Source organism: Ruegeria arenilitoris (assembly GCF_013030985.1).
Taxonomy (GTDB): Bacteria; Pseudomonadota; Alphaproteobacteria; order Rhodobacterales; family Rhodobacteraceae; genus Ruegeria; species Ruegeria arenilitoris_B.
Genome location: NZ_WPYP01000003.1, coordinates 298,215 through 315,492, shown reverse-complemented (window position 1 = coordinate 315,492; position 17,278 = coordinate 298,215). Strand labels below are relative to the sequence as shown.

Below are 17,278 nucleotides of genomic sequence, written 5' to 3'. Positions count from 1 at the left end.
GGAAATGCAGTACTCTTCAGACCAGTGCGCCCACAGCAGGTTGGCACCCAACCGGTCATTCCAAAGCATGCCATTGGAGTGTTTTCAAACTGCCTCTTCGCTGCATCGCAATCGAAGAAACGAGACTTGCAATTTCGCCGACCTTGACCCCTGAGCGCCTGGCGCAGAGAGTGTCCGAAAATCAGGAGCCCCAATCATGTCCCTTGAATTCTTATTAACTTCATTGGTTGTCGTATTACTGCCTGGAACTGGGGTGATCTACACTTTGGCAATCGGCCTCGGTCGCGGATATAAGGCGAGTGTCGCTGCTGCTGTTGGATGCACCCTTGGAATTCTACCTGCGGCTGTCGCCAGCATCATTGGTTTAGCAGCGCTGCTTCATACCAGCGCATTGGCGTTTCAAGTCATTAAGTATCTTGGGGTCGCATATCTATTTTTCATGGCTTGGCGAATTATGAAAGATGACACCGTCATGAAAATGCCCGAAGATAAGAACCAAATCGGGTATCTGCGCATCGCGACAACAGGAACCTTGTTAAATGTTTTGAATCCCAAATTGTCCCTGTTCTTCTTGGCATTCCTTCCTCAGTTCATTTCTCCATCAGCGCCAAACGCAACAGCTTCGCTGATCTGGTTGGCGATCTTATTCATGATGATGACCTTCATTGTTTTTGTCGGTTACGGTGTGTTTGCCGCTTATGCACGTGAGTACGTAATCCGCCGTCCCAATGTTATGAAATGGATCAAACGATGCTTTGCCGGGACGTTCGGATTTTTGGGAGCCAAGCTCGCTATTACCAACTGACGCATTCGATCAATATGTGCTCGCTGTGGTCCTCGGATGAAGCGCGGCATCACACCAATTTTGAGTGTCAAGGACCGGCCTATAGCTACCGGTGACTGATAGTAGTCATCGCTGCGCCGCGGCCCATCAGACCGGACCTTCGCTGCGAGCGCAAAAACGAAGTCAGGCCGAAATTGTAAATAGCGGTCAAAGTGTGAGTTTGATTTCGGTATTCTAACGGCAGCGATGCATAAGTCGCGAGTCGATTCACAGCAAAGTAGGCAGAAAGGAAAAGCACGCTGAAATCAGATGCCTAATTTAGCGTTAGCATAAAGGACGCCTTCAAAATAAAACTCAGTCCCTAAGAAGCTTTGCTGCACCGCAAATCAGTTTTTAGCCGATGCCTGCCTAAGCTGGCGACTATTTTGTGCTGTTCTCCCTAAGATGGAGCTCCAGAGACTGTAAGTCGGAGACGCGAATGCTTGCATAGCTTCGTTCAATCGCTCCAGCAGTTTCCAGCGTGCGCAGACATTTGTTTGCTGTGTTTCGTGTCAGCCCGGTCATTTGCCCGACTTCTTCATTGGACAGATTGAAAACGCTGTGCCTTGGGTTCAGTTTTTTGAGGCTGATCAACATAGTGATCACGCGGCCCACAGGGTCCCGGTTGAGCGCGGCTTCAGTTAAGGTCAGGTAACTGTCGATTTGGAAAAGCACGTTCATGGAAATGTGACGCCAAACGTCCGGGTGGCGCTCGTTTACCTTTTCGACATGGGTTGCTGGCACCAAGAGTATTGCGCAATCGGTTCGCGCAACACCTGTACCCCTATGCCGCTCGCCGGTGATAACAGCGGCATCGCCAAACCAATTTCCCTCTTCGTAAAGCAAAACCAGCCGTGTTTCATCGTGATGATAGCTCAGATATGCACCGACTGAACCGCTTGCGAGGCCAACCATAAAGCGCGGATCATCCTCGACTTCAAAGATGCGCTCACCTTTGGAAATCTGATGAAACCGCGCTCCGCTTAGCCAATCTTGCTGTACAGCATCCGGCAAACGCGAAAGCCAGCCGTTTTGCCGCAAATAGCGAACCGCTTCGTCCCGATCCATAGTTGCCCTCAAATGCCCGTTGACGTGCAGTTTAGGTGGGTAGCCCTTGGTATCATACCCCCAATTTGATGATCCGAACCGTGGGTGCACGGCGGATGTTATTGTTGGGGAGTACCAAAATCATGATTACGCAAGTTCTAAAGTACACCGCTTCGTTTGCCACGATTTGCAGCGCATCCCTTGCCATGGCGCAAGACGGTCCGGAATACGCAGCCAATGTGCCAGACAGCATCATTGTGCCGGACAGTTTTGAGACGCGGTTGGGAACACTGGAATACTTCGACGGTCTCCCGACCCCGGAAACAGCCGCGGTTGCCTATGATGCGCTCAACCTTGCGCGGGGGATCACCGCCTTCACGGACGGGATGCCAGCCGCGTCGACCTACGCGATGTGCCGCGGACTCGCTGAATCCGGAGCTGTTGCGGGAAGTTTCGGGATTTTTCAGGATCTCTACAATGCCCGATCCTTGTTACTGACGCCCAACACAACGACAATTTATGTGATGGGCTGCACCGATCTGTCGAATGGTCCAGTGGTTCTCGAACTGCCATCAGGCATTCTGGGGCTGATCGACGATGTCTATATGCGCTATGTCGGTGATGTCGGGAACGCAGGGCCGGACAAGGGCAAAGGCGGGAAATACCTGATCGTGCCCGAAGACTATGATGGCGATCTGCCCGAGGACGGGTACTTTATCCTAAAGACGCCAAGTTACATGAACTGGCTCGCGCTTCGGGCCTTCCCCGGCGCAGATGGGCCAGCAGCCGAAGCCAACCGTGTCAAAGAGAACTTGCGCATTTATCCTTGGTCCGAACGGGACAATCTGCCTGAAACCGGGTTTGTCGATATGACGGATGTGCAGGTCAACACCATCCACGCCAACGACTTCTCGTTTTTTGAAGAGATGAAAGCCGTTGTCGATGCCGAACCCGAAGGCGCTTTGCCTGCGGAGCTATTGGGCGACCTGTTCACCTTGGGCATTCGCAGGGGGCAGCCGTTTGAGCCTGACGAACGTTTGACCCAAACTCTTACCGAAGCAGTCGCCATCGGAACCGCTGCGGCGCGTTCACTGATCTATGCACCTCGCACCAGAGCCCCCTTTTTGTATCAAACCGGCTATTGGAAAACGCCGTTTGTTGGCGGCGATCACGAATTCCAAGCGGGCGACGTGAAGCTTGTTGATGCCCGCACGCTGTTTCACTACTACGCCACCGGCATCACCCCCGCGATGGTGGCCAAGAATGTCGGTGTTGGCTCGCAATATGCGATGATCAACCGTGACAGCAACGGGCACTATCTGGACGGCAGCCAAACCTATTCGATCACCATTCCAGCGGACGTTCCGGTGAACAACTATTGGTCATTCGTGGTCTACAGCACCCAAACGCGATCCCTGCTGGAAACAGATCAGAAACTGGCCGGTGTCGACAGCACGTTGCCCACCCTTAAAGCCAATGACGATGGCAGCTATACAGTCTGGTTTGCCCCCCAAGCGCCGGAGGGCAAGGAGGGTAATTGGATTCAGACCATGCCGGGCAAATCGTGGTCGACCATCCTGCGTCTCTATGGCCCGCTTGAGCCCTGGTTTGATGGCACCTGGCGCCCCGGTGAGATCGAGCTGGTCAAATGATCATTCGCGAAGCAACAAAAAATCAGGAGTTTTGAAAATGAAATCCCCGCTCCTTCTGACTGCAACATTCTTGGCGTCTGCGTCGCTGGCGCAGGCGGAAACGATCGCCGTCACGGCTGATAATTTTGCTCAAGCCGAAACCGCATGGAATTTTGCCAATTGGGCGCGCAGGGGTGCAGACAAAGAGATCCTGCACCTGCGAGAAGTGTCACCAGTTGGGGCCGAAGCCCCCACAGTGCGCATGAACTGGGATACGTTGTATTCCATTCAAATTGTCGATGTTTCGGACGATCATGAATTCACAGTCACCATTCCGGACTCTGACCTGTATGTCTCGGTGCAGATTATGGATGAAGATGGGTTTTCGCCCTACTTCATTGTTGAGCCGGGTGAACACAAGCTGACCGTTTCGACGGACTATGCCTTTGTAATGTTTCGGACAGAGCTCAAGGACCGCACCGACGCGGCGGCGTTGGCCCATCTTCATGACGTACAGGATATGATCGCTGTTTCGGACTATGTTGAAAGCAGCCCCTATATTTCGGCAGACTATGATCAGGGGCAGCTCGAAGCGCTGCGCATGGCCTATAAAGATGAGTTTTTGAAGGCTGGTATTGATTACACCTATGCCAAGGCACCCGGCGCGGCCGATCAACATCTCCTCGACATCTCTCATGCCGCAGGCTGGGGCGGATATCCGCCAGAGCTGGGTGTTTCAAACGCCTATTCCAGCTCGCCCGCATTGCCCGGAGATGAATGCCTTGGCATCACTTTTGACGATCCCAAGAACAAGTTTTTCACGTCCTTCACGCTCTATGATGAAGCGGGTTATCTGATGGCCGGGAACACGCATATCAACTCGAATATGTGGGAACCCAATTCCGATGGAACCATCACCGTGCATTTCAACTGCGGAGACAACGCGATCAATTCCTTGTCCTCTGGTGGCGAGCCGTTCAATTACAGCGTTCGGAACTATGGGGTCAGCCAAGCCGTATTGAATGGTGACTTTCGACCAATCAATCCCAAACCTCTGGAGAATTGAGGAGACGTTTGATTCGCGGATGAGCTCTCTAAACTCCCGGTGACAGAGTTTCGAGAGTTCGTCAGTCGGTGCCATTCATAGAAAGTAAAGAAGCCCTAAGCTTGGGCTCACGCCCAACGCAGCGTCTGGCTCATGCCGGAACCAGTATCCGGTTGTTCGCGGATCACAGCGGACCCTGAGAGTGGTCCGCGAATGCTGCGGTCGCACCCACATTCCAGACGTTCGCCGTGGTTGCAGTATCCAGAGGTTGTCAAATTCACGCAATGCGGACAAACCAGCCATTGGACCTGCAACGCCGAATGGCTGGTTCATGACAGGAGGTGTTACCCTCGTCCGGAAGTGTCCCACCAATGCGCTTGCATAAACTGTGGGATCGCCTTCGTCGTGCCGTTCAAGCGCTGGACCGTTCCGGCTGTCAACTCAAGGGCCATCCATGCTTCATGCGCCGTCAACAGATCAGGATAAGGCGTCTGTTTGTCAGTCGGGACAAAACCATATCGAGGGTAGAAAGTCGGGACGCCCAGAACGAACACAGCGTCCGTTCCAATGAACTTTAAGTGTTCGATACTGGTTTCCATCAACTCCCTGCCGACACCAAATCCTTGATATTCCGGCGACACCCCACAAGGCGCGAGCAGGTAGCATTTTGTCTCTGGGTGATCCTCGAAGACAAACGCGGTGAACAGCACGTTGCCTGCAACCTGCCCGTCACGTTTGACACTGATCGCGATCGTGTCCGGATGATCGAGGAAGTCTTTGGCGAGTTGTGCGGTTTCTTCGCCTTCTGCTTCCCCAAACGCCAGTCTGTGGACTTCCAAGATCGCGTCGATTTCTGATTGGTTCATAGTTCATTCCTATCTTTGGTAAATTTGTCCGCGCACCAGACGACCCTCAAGTCGAAGGCTCGTACTCCCGTGCGCGAAGCAACGATGCATTGTCTGTGTTTTTGAAAGCTCGGCTAAACTTGCTCGCTTGGGTGCCCCCACATGAGCGGCGCAGCATATGGGCCGGTCACGCTGGATGTGCTTTCTCCGATGCCGTCCAAAGCCCCTGGTGACAGTTCGCGCGCAAACCAACACTCAAGCGGGGCCTGCGTTTTCACAGGCGGCAGGACTTTGTGAGGGGTGTTATATCGGTTCCCATAGTGGAACGGTTCTCCCATCACGAAGATCACGTCTGCATCAAGTTGCTTTTCCGCTTCTTCCATCAGGCGTGTGGCATAGCCTTTCCTTTGGAACTCTGGCAGCACAGCTAAAGGAGCGAGAACAAAGCACTTCAAGTGCAGCGCCTTGTCGATTGTGAGCGGGGTGTAGCAGGCATGCGCAACCCCCTCATAGACGATGGAAAAGCTGCCATCTGCGATCAGATCTTCCGCAAATTCGGCATACAGCTTGGCATGTCGTTCATCGTATAAGCCTCTGGCAGCAGCGAAAGCCTCGTATTGGATTTGATGAGGTGTATTCACAGAAGACTCTCCTTCTTGATTGGATTATCGTTGGTTCATTTGCGCGCGAACGGACTGGTTCCCTAAATGGGTGATCCGATAGGGGCGGCCATTTTTTGATTTGATGAAGCGCTTGTTTTTAAGGCGTTTGAATACGTCCATCGTGCAGGCAGAGAAGACAAAGCCGTCACGAGTGTAACATTCGACGGACTGCACCTTACCATTGTCGGCGCGCGCGTATTTTATCTCGCCACCTAAGGCGAGTTCATGCAAAACACGTTGCTCGTGCTTTGAGATGTTCATTGGGATGTCTCGATTTTACGAAAGTACAGAAACAGGACACTCAGCGTCGCGCGTGAGTGTGCCTATCAATGTTGGTGTTCCCGAATTTGCTTCGCTGGGAACGGGCGTTAGGCCCGGGTCTCTTTCATAAAATCTCCATTGCAAGAGGCGACTCACCTCAAGCGTGTTGCGTAGTTAATATTCGAATTAAGAAACGTCAACTAAATTGCAGGTGACCGCTTTCCGCAAGAAACGGGTCGCGGTGTCGGGGGCACGTCAGCTAATCCGTTAGGTGATAGTTAGTGACGGAACCAGAAGACATGACAAACCAACCCATGCCAGCAATGGATTTGAGAGCCAGCGTCATGCTGCTTCTGCTTGCTGCTGTTTGGGGCGGGTCGTTCTTCTTCGGCGAGGTTGCACTGACCGAAGTGCCACCACTGACAATAACGCTGCATAGGGTGATCTGGGCAGTCCCAATTCTTGCGCTAATCGTCATGTTCAAAGGATTGAGTGTTCCACGCACCCCCCGGGTTTGGAGCGCTTATCTCGTGATGGGGGCGCTCAACAATGCCATCCCATTTTCGCTGATCTTCTGGGGGCAAACGCAAATCGATAGCGGGCTGGCCTCAATCCTAAATGCAACAACAGCAATGTTTGCAGCGGTCGTGGCTGGCGTGCTTCTGAAGGATGAGCCGTTGACTCCTAAGAAAATAGCAGGTGCTGCCCTGGGTATTTTAGGGGTGGCCTTCATTATGGGGCCAAGCGCATTAACTGAGTTTAATCCGAGCAATCTGGCACAGCTGGCTATCCTTGGCGCGACGCTCTCTTATGCTTTTGCCGGTGTCTGGGGCAGAACTACTCTTTCAGGCCAACCACCACTTGTGAATGCACTTGGTATGCTGATCGGCAGCACAGTGCTTATGATCCCCATTGTTTTTGTGATGGATGGCCCCCCAAGCTTCGCTCTGTCTGCTGGTGTATGGGCAGCGCTTATTGGGATGGCCGCTCTATCAACAGCGCTGGCCTATGTACTTTATTTCGCGATCCTTGCGCGCGCCGGAGCCGCCAATCTTCTTTTGGTTACGCTGCTGATCCCACCGTTCGCTATCGGTCTTGGTGTCACGTTCCTTGGTGAGCGGATGGAGCCGAACGCGTGGACTGGGTTTGCTATCATTGCTTTGGGCTTTGCCGTAACTGACGGTCGACTTTTTTCCCGCTTCTTCAAAAGCCCTCAACAAGCTGATTGAGGCGCATCTGGGAATACCTCTGACCACACATTTAGGAGTGACGATCCCCGTTGTCACCAACTGACCCGACCAAGCGTCGGGTCTTTTTTGGAGAATGGATTGTCGCACGCACCATGGCGCTGTGTGATGCGGTATGGAGCATGACTGCTTCCTTTAGGAAATTGTGACTTAATAATTGAACCTAAGACCGAATCCGGCACCTTGGTCATAGGGTCGATCCGCACCAATCCCGATCAGCACATCTGCATAAAGGGCAACTCCGGGGCTGAGGTTTTTACCAACCTGGAATTCTGCGGTCGCGGGCCAGGCGTCATTCTCCCAATCATAAGGCGCTTTAATATCTGCTTTGACCCAATACCCCTCACCAAATGGCTGAAGTGCAATTAGGCGCATCGCGGTTTGGCTGACATCGGTCGGTCCATTGTAAGATGCGAAATGCTGGATCAGAGGGATCAGTGTCAGCCCACTGTTTGTGTTTGCAAAGGCGAAACCTCCGAACGGAGCGATTTGATCAGACCCGGTGCCAATGCCTTCATCGGGGTCGCCGAAATCAAGTATCCACTCCAAACCAAGCGCAGATTTGACGGTCCATGTGTCATTCAAGGGGTTTTGGGAAGGGAAGTAGATCAGCTTGAAGCTGGTCTTTTCGAACCCATTGAACCTCTCTCCGGTCGCATTCGTCGAATTGTAATGTAGCTCGTATTTTAGCTTCAGATCGGGGCGCAGCATGTATGCACCATCGATGAACATGTCCTGACGGTCTGCCCCCCCTTCCAGATCGAAATACTGATAGCGAATGTCCGTGTTGTTAACCGCCGCTAGCGGATTTGACGCGTTTTCCTCGGCTTCGGTGGTAGAAGCCATCACGAGCAATGCCGAGGTCAAGACTGCCAGATGAAGAGAGATGCGGGTCATAGTACACCATGGAAAAATTCACGCGACCAGTTAGACGGCGGTGTCTCGGCACCGCCGTCTCAAGTTTGTCATTGCCAACTAGAAAAGACTTCTCGGGCCAATTCGCTTTCGGGCCTGAGATTTTCAATTCCCTCATAGGGGACACCCTTGCCGAGCGGTTTGTGAGGGTGCTTTTCGATGGACTTCTGGTGGCGCTTCAACATGTCCTGGAAAGACGCCCCGGACCACAGCGAATACCCGACAAGCGGATGTTCTTCACGGGGATCGCGATAGACATTGAAGACAGGTGCCGCAGCGCCTGGCTGACCGGGGGCTGGCAGATGCATCTTGAACTCTTGCTTCACGATCGAGCGCAAAACCGGCCCTTCATACACATATACATAGTCGCGGCGCGAATTGCCTTCTCCCTCAAGCAATAGTGCCGACTGGTCGATGCCATCGATGACACGGTCGCGTGGAATGCGGTCGGTCGCACCTGCGATTCGGGCAAAGGTGGTGAACAGATCCGAGACATGCACGATATCACCAGCTGCGCTTCCCGGCTCGATTACTCCGGGCCACCGGATAAATGCATCTGTACGCACGCCGCCTTCCAGGTGCTGGGTCTTGCCGCCGCGATAAATCAGCTGGTTCAGACCTGATGTCCCCTCGTAGTGATACATCAAGCCATTGTCGGCCATGATCATGACGACGGTGCTGTCCGCCTTGCCAGTTTCATCGAGCTTGGCCAGAACTTCGCCGATCCAGCCGTCTAGAACCTGTAATTTGTCGGCATGGAAGCCACCATTGCGGGAGACAGCCTCATCAGGATAGGCAAAGTTTAGCGGATAAAGCGGCCAGTATTGCATGAAAAACGGGTCGTCCTGCGAAGCCAGCTTCTCCAGCTGTTCCAATGCCTGACGCTGATAGCGCAGGTTCATTTCTTCGTATTTCGCCTGCGTCCATTCCTCGCCCGGTGCCATATCGACTTCGCGGGCAAGACCACCAGCTTCACCTTCGACGCCAGTTACCAGACCGTAGGGTTTGAACCGCTCATCTAACTGGAACTGGTTAGACTGACCCGACGCATGGAAACCAAGCATGTTGTTGGCAACCATCGCATCACGTGTCATCAAGCTGAGCTGAACTTGCTGATGCAAGGGAAAGGCCGCCCAGTCGAATCCCTGATTGTGTGGGTAGGCCTGTTCAATATCGCCCTGATGCCATTTTCCAACATGCGCAGTATTGTACCCTTCTTCCTTCAGAATTTCGGCAATCGTTACCTCTTCGGACGCAAGACCTTCGCCAACAAGGGCAACCTTGACCTCTTCAACGCCCGCACGCACGGGGTGACGACCGGTCAGCATCGCCGTTCGTGTCGGCGTACAGGATGGCTCAGTGTACATCCGCATCAAAGACATGCCTTCCGCGGCGAAATCGTTGATGTTTGGCGTATCGAAACCGGTGACGTAATTCATCGTCCGGTTGCCCATCTGACCAAAGCTAACATCGTCGATCAAAATGTAGAGGATATTGGGTGGTTTGCCGCCATTGGCGTCGCGGATCTCGGAAAGCTTCTGTTCAATCTCCGTGTCTTGAGCGTCCCATTGCTCGCCAAACTGTGCGCGTAGAAACTCAAACTCTCCATCATGAATTATCGGCGCATCCTGTGCAAAGCTTGCGCTTGCCATCAGCACCATGGCTGAGGCTTGTTTCAATATTGATCTCATCGGTATCCCTTCCCCTATTTGAATTACATCTTTCCAGCACGCCTCAGCGATTGAGCAATTTCATCCCGAAGACCATCCAGGGTTTCGCGGATGTCGCAGGCAATATTGAGCGATTGGCTTCCGGACTCAGTGTTCAAGGCAAGGTACTCGTCACTGAGAAGCAGATAGTCCCGGCAAATTTCATCGAAAATAATGTCTTCACGCCGTAAGTCCGCAATTGCGGCTTGTTGGTCAGGAAACAGGGTATCAAGGACGATACCTTTCATTTCGGAGCTCGTTCGATGGATCAGCAGGTTTAGGGGAGTGTTCGCCGAATTCACTTCTCACAAAAGGTTTATCGGGGCATAATACGGTATAATCAGAGATGTAACTTGCTGAAAAAATGGAATTATCCAAAAGCACATCGACTATTATTAGTGATGGCAGAACGCCTGACGCCAAGGATGTGCGGGCCGCACTTCGGCGGCTTGTCAGGTCCTCTACTTTCGCAGGTTCACAGCGGTTGCAGGACTTTCTCGTCTATGTTGTGGAGGAATCGCTCAACGGCAGGGCCGACGACATTCGCGCCAAAACAATTGCCATGGATGTATACGGCGGGACCGTTTCTGAGATGGCGCGCCGTGAAAACGTGGTGCGAGTGGACGCAGGTCGCCTGCGTCGCAAGCTGGCCGAATACTATGCCGAAGATGGTTGCGATGAAGGCACTGTTTTCGATCTGCCCAAAGGCGGATACGCACCTGAGATATCGATTAGGTCGCCCGGGACGGATCAGCCCGAAATACCCGAGAGGGAAACCAAGACGTATACTTGGTCACACCGATTCATTGGGATTGCAGGGGTTTTCCTTATTATCTTTGTTTCTGCGGCAATTGCGTTAATTTCGACAAATCGTAGGGTTCCAGTCAGCCTGCCAGTCGATAACCTGAGCCAAGCTGAGCGCAGCGCCATATTTGATGCATCCCCTATGCGGCTTCAGGCCGTGAACCTGGCCAACTCGGGCCGCGATTTGATATTTCCGGCCTTGGAGCCCGCGCGGTTAAAGGGAGCCTTGACAATATTCCAGGGGGCAATCGAAAACGACGACAGCTATTTCGGAGGCCATGCAGGGGCCGCGCAGGTTGCAGCAACATTAGCGCTGGTGACACCGAACGCTGATCCGACCGGGGATATGCTGCGTTACGCGGACACACGGGCCAGCAGGGCGATTGAATTGGCACCCGAAACGGGGTGGAGCCAATCTGCAAAAGCCTGGGTTGAATTTACTAAAGGAAACTGGCCTGAAGCTTTGGAATTTGCGTACAGAGCGCAGCGTTTGGCACCAAACGACGTACATGTGTTGGAGTTCGTGTCACTGATCCTGTTGTATTCAGGTGAGTTCGAAAAAGTCGTGGCGATCAGCGAAGATGCACTGTCGAAAATCGATTTGGACCGGGGTTATGTGTTTCAGAACGCGATGGGGTCTGCAAAGTTCCATCTGAAGGATTTCGAAGGTGCCGTTTCCGCCTTTGAGCAGGTGACCGAAAAGGGCGGCCCCGTCGGTCCTGTGTCTGTTGCCTATCTGATGGCAGCTCATCAGATGCTGGGGAACGAAAGTAAAGCTCAAGCCTTGTCGGATAAACTCTCGCGTGAATGGCCTGACAGTAGGGTGGATATTTTGTTTCAGAGACTATTTGCGAATCCAGAATACGGGGTGGAACTTGGTGACGCTATGAAACAAGCCAATTGGAAACCAAAAGTTAACGAATGAAGTTCGTGTCTGGGCTACCGAGGCCATTCCAGTTCGAACTGGCCACAGTAGCCATCGGCCCTTAGCTACCGTCCAAGCAGATACAGCTTGCTGCATCGCGGCTTCTCGGAAGCGGTCGTTTATGAACGTCCATTCAACATTGAATGGCTCGAAGCGCTGCCAAGCGTGATTTATACTGAGGCTCCGCTGCGACCACATTCAAGCAATGCACGCATTTCCCCATTTTCGAGGACCGAAGAATGACGAGGATCACGCATCGCTGAATCAAGCATGGCATGACCGAATTCATCGGAAGTTATACCGATGGATGGCATAAACCTTTGAAGCGGTCTGAAGGGGTAGTCGGCCATAGTTCTGTTAGTGCTAATTGCCGCCACGTTTGAAACTCGATAATCCATAGCGTGTAGGATTGTCGAATGAGAACTTAGGCCATCAATAAGCTAACACTGGTAACCCTATTCCACGGCCAGCCTGTCCCAGACCCAAGTCGCAATTGGGCTATGTGTCTGTGATCTAAGCCTAAGCTCATGAATCGCAGAAACAATTCGGTAAGTATCAGGCGCCAGCTCGATCAGGACTCCGGTATCAGTCCAGATTTTGGCATAGTGGACCGGTATCAGGCCTATGTGGGTGCCTGCCAGTGTCAGATAGGTTGTTGACTCGATATTGCTTTGTGAAATCTCAGAATTTTCCTCGAACAGATGAATATCCAGAGCTTCATCAATTGGGTTTTGCAGGAAACTATGGGCCGAAATCTCGGTGGCGCGTACACATTTGGCCAGTGCCTCCGGATCGGTGATCTTGCTACAGGGATGATCGCGGCTGCAAAACAGGCCACTTGGTTCATCATAGAGGTGCCTGGTCTCGACATCTGCAGGAAGGCGGGCGTCCTTTGCCACGCCGACCAAAGCGATATCGAGGCGCCCCGCGCGCAACTCGGTCAGGCAATCGAGATAGTCGTAAACACCAATCCTAACAGTCAGCCCCTGGAATTTCGCATTAGCTTCGCTGATTGCGTCGGTAAGCGGGTTTTGGCAGTCGGTCAAAAGACAATCAACTACGCCGACGCGCAGTAATGCCTCAGCTTCATGTCCGATTTCGTTCAGGCGTGCTGCATAGCTATCAAGATGAGCAAGTAGTTGATTGGTCTCACGAAACACCTGTTCGCCCTGCGGGGTCAGCGAAAACCCCTTTCGACCTCGATTGCACAGGCGTACATTCAGCCGATGCTCAAGGTTCGCAATATGCGAGCTGATCGCCGGTTGACTGATTCCAAGCTCGTCCTGTGCCTTCACAAAGCCGCCTGCTTCGGCAACGGCCTTGAACACACGCAACAGGCGCAGATCGATATCAGTCAGTCTCATCTCATCCCTCACGCATGATCCACATGGATTCAAAGCAAAAAACAGGAAACATGTCGATTGGGTTATACATGTATCAACAGTTCTGTATGGTTCCGCAGTTTTGACGTGACTACCATCTGAAAAATACCGGACGCACCGATCAAGAGCACCTCTAAAGCGGCGCCTGTCCAAGATTTCAGGGAGCATCGCAATGAAACTGCGCAAATCAAACATCGTCGCCGCTGGTTTTCTGACCGTGTCAGGATTGGCTGTTGCCGCCGAAGAAATCACAGTCAGTGCATGGGGCGGGTTTTTCGAGGAAACGCTGAAAGCTGAAATCTATCCAGCGTTTACCGACGAAACCGGCATCACCGTACGCTCGATCGCGCAACCTGCAGATCAGGCGTGGATGACGCAATTGACCAACGCGGCGCGCGCCAAAACAGCCCCCTCCGATCTGTCTCTCGTCGCCGACGAAGTTTTCCTGCGTGGCCAGTCCATCGGCCTATGGGCCAAACTGGATGGAAGTGAAATTCCGAACACCGCTACGCTTCTCGATGGATTCACAAAAATCGACGACGATGACACGCTTCGGGCGGTTGGGGCGCTGTCCTGGTACACGACGCTTGTCACCAACTCCGAGGCAATTCCAGACGCGCCCGAAACTTGGGCCGACCTGTGGACTCGCGACTGGGATGGCAAGCTCGGCCTGACCTCAAATGCGAACAGCGGTCTGATGGAAGCCACCGCACTGACTTTCTTTGGCGGATACGAGGTGATGGAAACTCGCGAAGGCTTGGAACAGGTCATCGCGAAGATCGCCGAACTTAAGCCGAAGGTACAGCTTTGGTACCGCGACGAAGGTCAGTTTCAGCAGAACCTCGAAGCGGGCGAGTTGACCGGCGGGTTATACTATCACGACGTCACTATGCTGTCTGCGGCTAACGGCCTGCCGGTGGTTTCAACATTCCCAAAAGAAGGCGGAATACTGGGCGATGCCTACTGGATCGTTCCGCGTGACTCGGAAAACGTCGAGGCGGCGCAGAAATTCATCAACTACATGATCCGCCCGGATGTTCAGGCGCAACTGGCGCGCAAACTGGGCGTTGCCCCGGTGGCACAACGCGAGACTATGGACCTCACGGATGAGGAGTTTTCCGCTGTCAGCAGCGTAGACACACCAATTCGGCCGCAGACCCACATCCATTTGCGGGAAGGCGACTGGCTGTCCGACAAATATCTCGAGATGATCTCGCAATAACCTTGGTTATTCCCCGGCCGGGTCGGCGCGTCTTCGTTGGCCCGGCAACCAGAAAGCACCGTTTCAATGGCACAACTCGCACTTTCCAACATTCAGAAGTCCTTTGGCACATTCCAAGCATTAAAAGATGTGAATCTGGAAATCGCCTCAGGTGAATTCATTTGTCTTCTGGGCGGCTCGGGCTGCGGGAAAACCACCCTGCTGCGGATTATAGCCGGGCTGGAGACTAAAACCTCGGGCGAGATGTTGCTGGACGATCAGGACTTTTCGACCGTGAATTGCCATCAGCGCAATGTCGGCATGGTATTTCAGAGCCTGGCGCTGTTCCCCCACCTCAATGTCGGTCAGAACATCGCCTATGGGCTGGAAGTGCGCGGTGTACACAAGGACAAACGGCAGGATCGTGCCCGCAAGTTGCTGGAAGTGGTCGGATTATCCGGGCTGTTCGACCGTCCGGTTTCCGCACTTTCGGGAGGTCAGCGGCAACGGGTAGCGATTGCCCGTGCCCTGGCGATTGAGCCTAAACTGTTTCTGATGGACGAACCTTTCAGCGCCCTGGATGCGGGGCTGCGGGAACATCTGCAGATCGAGGTTAAGAAGTTACAACGCCAGTTGGGTGTGACGACCATCTTCGTCACCCACGATCAGCATGAGGCAATGTCGATTGCCGACCGCATCGTCATCCTGAACGAAGGTCGGATCGAGCAGGCCGGGACACCTACCGAGGTTTACGCCCACCCCAGCACGCGGTTCGTGGCAGATTTCATGGGCACCAACAACATCTTCACATCTGAGTTCACCCCCGGTCAGGCGACCATGCTGGACGGTGCCAACCTGGGGACGCCGTCAGGCGATATGGCCAAACTCTCGGGGAAACACACTATCGCCGTGCGACCTGAATACTTGCGGCTCGCACCGGCAAACGAAGACACCGGTGATCTGATCGGGACAGTCAATTTCGTACGCCTGCTGGGCGCGTCCATCGAGACCGAACTGAAGGTCGGAGAACGTACATTTGTACACACGCAGGTCTCGGACCGTGCCCCGGAATTCGCGGTGGGCGACAAGGCCGGCATTAGCTTCGACCTCGACCATGCCTGGGTTATCCCGTCATGAAACGCGCGGTCATCCCTCATCTGATTGGACTGTTCCCGTTGGGAATGATGTCTTTTTTCTTTCTGGCACCGCTGGCTTTTATGGTCGTGGTCAGTTTTTACGAACGTGACCCGCTGGGCTTTTATAATGTCGCCTTCGTTTGGGACAATTACGCCAAATTCTTCTCGTCCTTTTATTACACAGTCTCCCTACGCTCATTGTGGTCGGCGTCTCTGGGGGCGGTTGTTGTCGTGCTACTGGCCTTCCCAGCGATGTACATCATCGTCGATATGTCCCGGCGCTGGCAACTGTTCTGGGTCATCTTGTTGCTATCGCTGATGTGTCTGAGCGAGGTGATCATCGGCTTTGCCTGGCTGATCCTATTCTCAGAAAGCTCGGGCATCCCGAAATTCCTTGGCTGGATTGGCTTATGGGAAGACCCGGATTCGTTGTCGCCAAGCTTTGGGGCTATGCTGACAGGGTTCGTCACGCTGGGCTTTTCGCTCGTCGCGCTAATGTTCTTCCCTCAAATGGCACAGCGTGACCGCAGCATCGAAGAGGCCGCGCTGACCCTTGGCACACCTCCGGCGCGGGTGTTTTCCAAGGTGGTGCTGCCAAACTTCCTGCCAGCCATCATCTCGTCGGTCGTGACCATGTTCGTCTATTTCCTCGGCGTGTTCGTGATGCCGACCATGCTGGGTCGCCCTCAGGACTGGAACATGACGGTTATCATCACTGACAAGGCTGTCGGCGACGCCAACATGCCATTGGGCGCAGCGCTTTCGGTAATCATGTTGGCGTTCACCTTGATCATCATCTGCGGCCTGTTGCTGGGTTCGCGCAGAGGGAGGGTACAGACTTGACTCGATTGCTCAAACGTCTGTTCATCACCGCAATCGCCACCGGGCTGATCCTGCCCTTCCTGATCGTCGCCGGGGTGTCGATCAGCGCCGAAAGTAACATTGCCTTTCCACCACAGCAATTATCAGCTCGTTGGTACACGGAACTGCTGACGCAGCGCGACTGGCTGATCCCGATCCGAAACTCGCTGGTCATCGCCGCCTTTGCCGCCTTGCTGGCCGTCAGTATCGCATTGGCCGCGAATTACGTGCTTTGGCGGCTAAAGTCGGGATTTGGCCGCCTGATCTTTGCCATCGGCGTCGGGCCGTTCATGCTGCCGCCAATCATCATCGCCATGGGAGCCAGCGTGTTCTGGGCCGAGATGGGCTGGTATGGCCGGGCCGAGGCGACAGTGATTTCACATGGTGTTTTCTTTGTCACGCTGCCGCTTGTGATCATTGCGCGCGGTTTCGCAGCGCTTTCCGACGACGTGATCGAAGCCTCGCGCACTATGGGCGCCACGCCGTTGCAGACATTCACCAAGGTCATCTTCCCGCTGGTTCTACCCTATGTCATCACCGGCTACGCACTGGTCGCGATCATCAGTGTTAACGAATACCTCATCTCTTATATGGTTTCGGGTTTCGCCGTTGAGACCTTGCCCATCCGCATCTTCAACAACGTCCGTTATGGCTACACGCCGGTTGTCGCATCTGCGGCGATGGGCTTTGCCCTGCTAACCATCACGGTGCTTCTGCTGTTGTCGACTATCACCGACCTTCTCAAACTTCTCGGAGCTTCACGCGACTAAGCCGTGCCCGAAAC

The 17,278-nt window shown here is 53.6% G+C and carries 17 protein-coding genes; 9 read left to right on the top strand and 8 right to left on the bottom strand.

The genetic code is table 11. The features are described from left to right. The first annotated feature begins 196 nt into the window (after window positions 1-196). Window positions 197-805, top strand: a complete 609-nt coding sequence (locus tag GOX88_RS09495) for a LysE family translocator (RefSeq protein WP_170400912.1) — start codon at window positions 197-199, stop codon at window positions 803-805. Between the two features lie 399 nt (window positions 806-1,204). Here the strand turns inward: GOX88_RS09495 and GOX88_RS09490 are convergent, their stop codons facing one another. Continuing rightward, on the bottom strand, window positions 1,205-1,891 hold the full coding sequence (locus GOX88_RS09490; RefSeq protein ID WP_170400911.1) for a Crp/Fnr family transcriptional regulator: 687 nt from the start codon (window positions 1,889-1,891) through the stop codon (window positions 1,205-1,207). A 122-nt stretch (window positions 1,892-2,013) separates the two neighbouring features. On the opposite strand from GOX88_RS09490, the gene GOX88_RS09485 reads away from it, so the two are divergent. Both GOX88_RS09485 and GOX88_RS09480 read left to right on the top strand, forming a co-directional pair. Continuing rightward, window positions 2,014-3,522 (top strand): DUF1254 domain-containing protein, encoded by a 1,509-nt coding sequence (locus GOX88_RS09485; RefSeq protein ID WP_170400910.1) that lies wholly within the window; start codon window positions 2,014-2,016, stop codon window positions 3,520-3,522. Next, window positions 3,482-4,567, top strand: coding sequence for a DUF1254 domain-containing protein (locus GOX88_RS09480; protein WP_170400909.1), 1,086 nt, complete (start codon window positions 3,482-3,484; stop codon window positions 4,565-4,567). Before GOX88_RS09485 ends, GOX88_RS09480 begins: the two co-directional genes overlap by 41 nt. Window positions 4,568-4,890: 323 nt before the next feature. Here GOX88_RS09480 and GOX88_RS09475 read toward each other — a convergent pair whose 3' ends face one another. From GOX88_RS09475 to GOX88_RS09465, 3 genes are all read right to left on the bottom strand, one after another. Then, entirely contained in the window at window positions 4,891-5,412 is a 522-nt protein-coding gene (locus GOX88_RS09475) for a GNAT family N-acetyltransferase (protein ID WP_170400908.1), read from the bottom strand. Window positions 5,413-5,525: 113 nt separating this feature from the next. Continuing rightward, window positions 5,526-6,032 carry a GNAT family N-acetyltransferase gene (locus tag GOX88_RS09470; RefSeq protein WP_170400907.1) on the bottom strand — a complete coding sequence of 169 codons (507 nt, stop codon included), beginning with the start codon at window positions 6,030-6,032 and terminating at the stop codon, window positions 5,526-5,528. 24 nt (window positions 6,033-6,056) lie between these two features. Continuing rightward, a complete protein-coding gene (locus GOX88_RS09465; protein ID WP_170400906.1) occupies window positions 6,057-6,314 on the bottom strand; it encodes a YjhX family toxin in 258 nt (85 codons plus the stop codon). 299 nt (window positions 6,315-6,613) lie between these two features. Here GOX88_RS09465 and GOX88_RS09460 point away from each other — a divergent pair, with 299 nt between their 5' ends. Continuing rightward, on the top strand, window positions 6,614-7,543 hold the full coding sequence (locus GOX88_RS09460) for a DMT family transporter (RefSeq protein WP_254443311.1): 930 nt from the start codon (window positions 6,614-6,616) through the stop codon (window positions 7,541-7,543). A gap of 168 nt (window positions 7,544-7,711) precedes the next feature. Here GOX88_RS09460 and GOX88_RS09455 read toward each other — a convergent pair whose 3' ends face one another. From GOX88_RS09455 to GOX88_RS09445, 3 genes are all read right to left on the bottom strand, one after another. Further along, window positions 7,712-8,458 carry a hypothetical protein gene (locus GOX88_RS09455; RefSeq protein ID WP_217354205.1) on the bottom strand — a complete coding sequence of 249 codons (747 nt, stop codon included), beginning with the start codon at window positions 8,456-8,458 and terminating at the stop codon, window positions 7,712-7,714. Between the two features lie 68 nt (window positions 8,459-8,526). Next, window positions 8,527-10,155 (bottom strand): sulfatase-like hydrolase/transferase, encoded by a 1,629-nt coding sequence (locus GOX88_RS09450; protein WP_254443310.1) that lies wholly within the window; start codon window positions 10,153-10,155, stop codon window positions 8,527-8,529. Between the two features lie 35 nt (window positions 10,156-10,190). Further along, window positions 10,191-10,433: a hypothetical protein gene (locus tag GOX88_RS09445; protein WP_170400902.1), complete on the bottom strand. Its 243-nt coding sequence runs from the start codon at window positions 10,431-10,433 to the stop codon at window positions 10,191-10,193. A 116-nt stretch (window positions 10,434-10,549) separates the two neighbouring features. Here GOX88_RS09445 and GOX88_RS09440 point away from each other — a divergent pair, with 116 nt between their 5' ends. Further along, a complete protein-coding gene (locus GOX88_RS09440; protein WP_170400901.1) occupies window positions 10,550-11,914 on the top strand; it encodes a tetratricopeptide repeat protein in 1,365 nt (454 codons plus the stop codon). A gap of 455 nt (window positions 11,915-12,369) precedes the next feature. On the opposite strand, the gene GOX88_RS09435 is transcribed toward GOX88_RS09440, so the two are convergent. Continuing rightward, on the bottom strand, window positions 12,370-13,278 hold the full coding sequence (locus GOX88_RS09435) for a LysR family transcriptional regulator (protein ID WP_170400900.1): 909 nt from the start codon (window positions 13,276-13,278) through the stop codon (window positions 12,370-12,372). A 190-nt stretch (window positions 13,279-13,468) separates the two neighbouring features. Here GOX88_RS09435 and GOX88_RS09430 point away from each other — a divergent pair, with 190 nt between their 5' ends. The 4 genes from GOX88_RS09430 to GOX88_RS09415 all read left to right on the top strand — a co-directional run bounded on the left by GOX88_RS09430 (window position 13,469) and on the right by GOX88_RS09415 (window position 17,264). Continuing rightward, window positions 13,469-14,518 carry an ABC transporter substrate-binding protein gene (locus GOX88_RS09430; RefSeq protein WP_170400899.1) on the top strand — a complete coding sequence of 350 codons (1,050 nt, stop codon included), beginning with the start codon at window positions 13,469-13,471 and terminating at the stop codon, window positions 14,516-14,518. Between the two features lie 66 nt (window positions 14,519-14,584). Then, on the top strand, window positions 14,585-15,634 hold the full coding sequence (locus tag GOX88_RS09425; protein ID WP_170400898.1) for an ABC transporter ATP-binding protein: 1,050 nt from the start codon (window positions 14,585-14,587) through the stop codon (window positions 15,632-15,634). Beyond that, complete coding sequence (locus tag GOX88_RS09420) at window positions 15,631-16,476, top strand: ABC transporter permease (protein ID WP_170400897.1); 846 nt, start codon at window positions 15,631-15,633, stop codon at window positions 16,474-16,476. Before GOX88_RS09425 ends, GOX88_RS09420 begins: the two co-directional genes overlap by 4 nt. Then, complete coding sequence (locus GOX88_RS09415) at window positions 16,473-17,264, top strand: ABC transporter permease (RefSeq protein ID WP_170400896.1); 792 nt, start codon at window positions 16,473-16,475, stop codon at window positions 17,262-17,264. The genes GOX88_RS09420 and GOX88_RS09415 overlap by 4 nt, the downstream gene beginning before the upstream one ends. Window positions 17,265-17,278 lie beyond the last annotated feature (14 nt).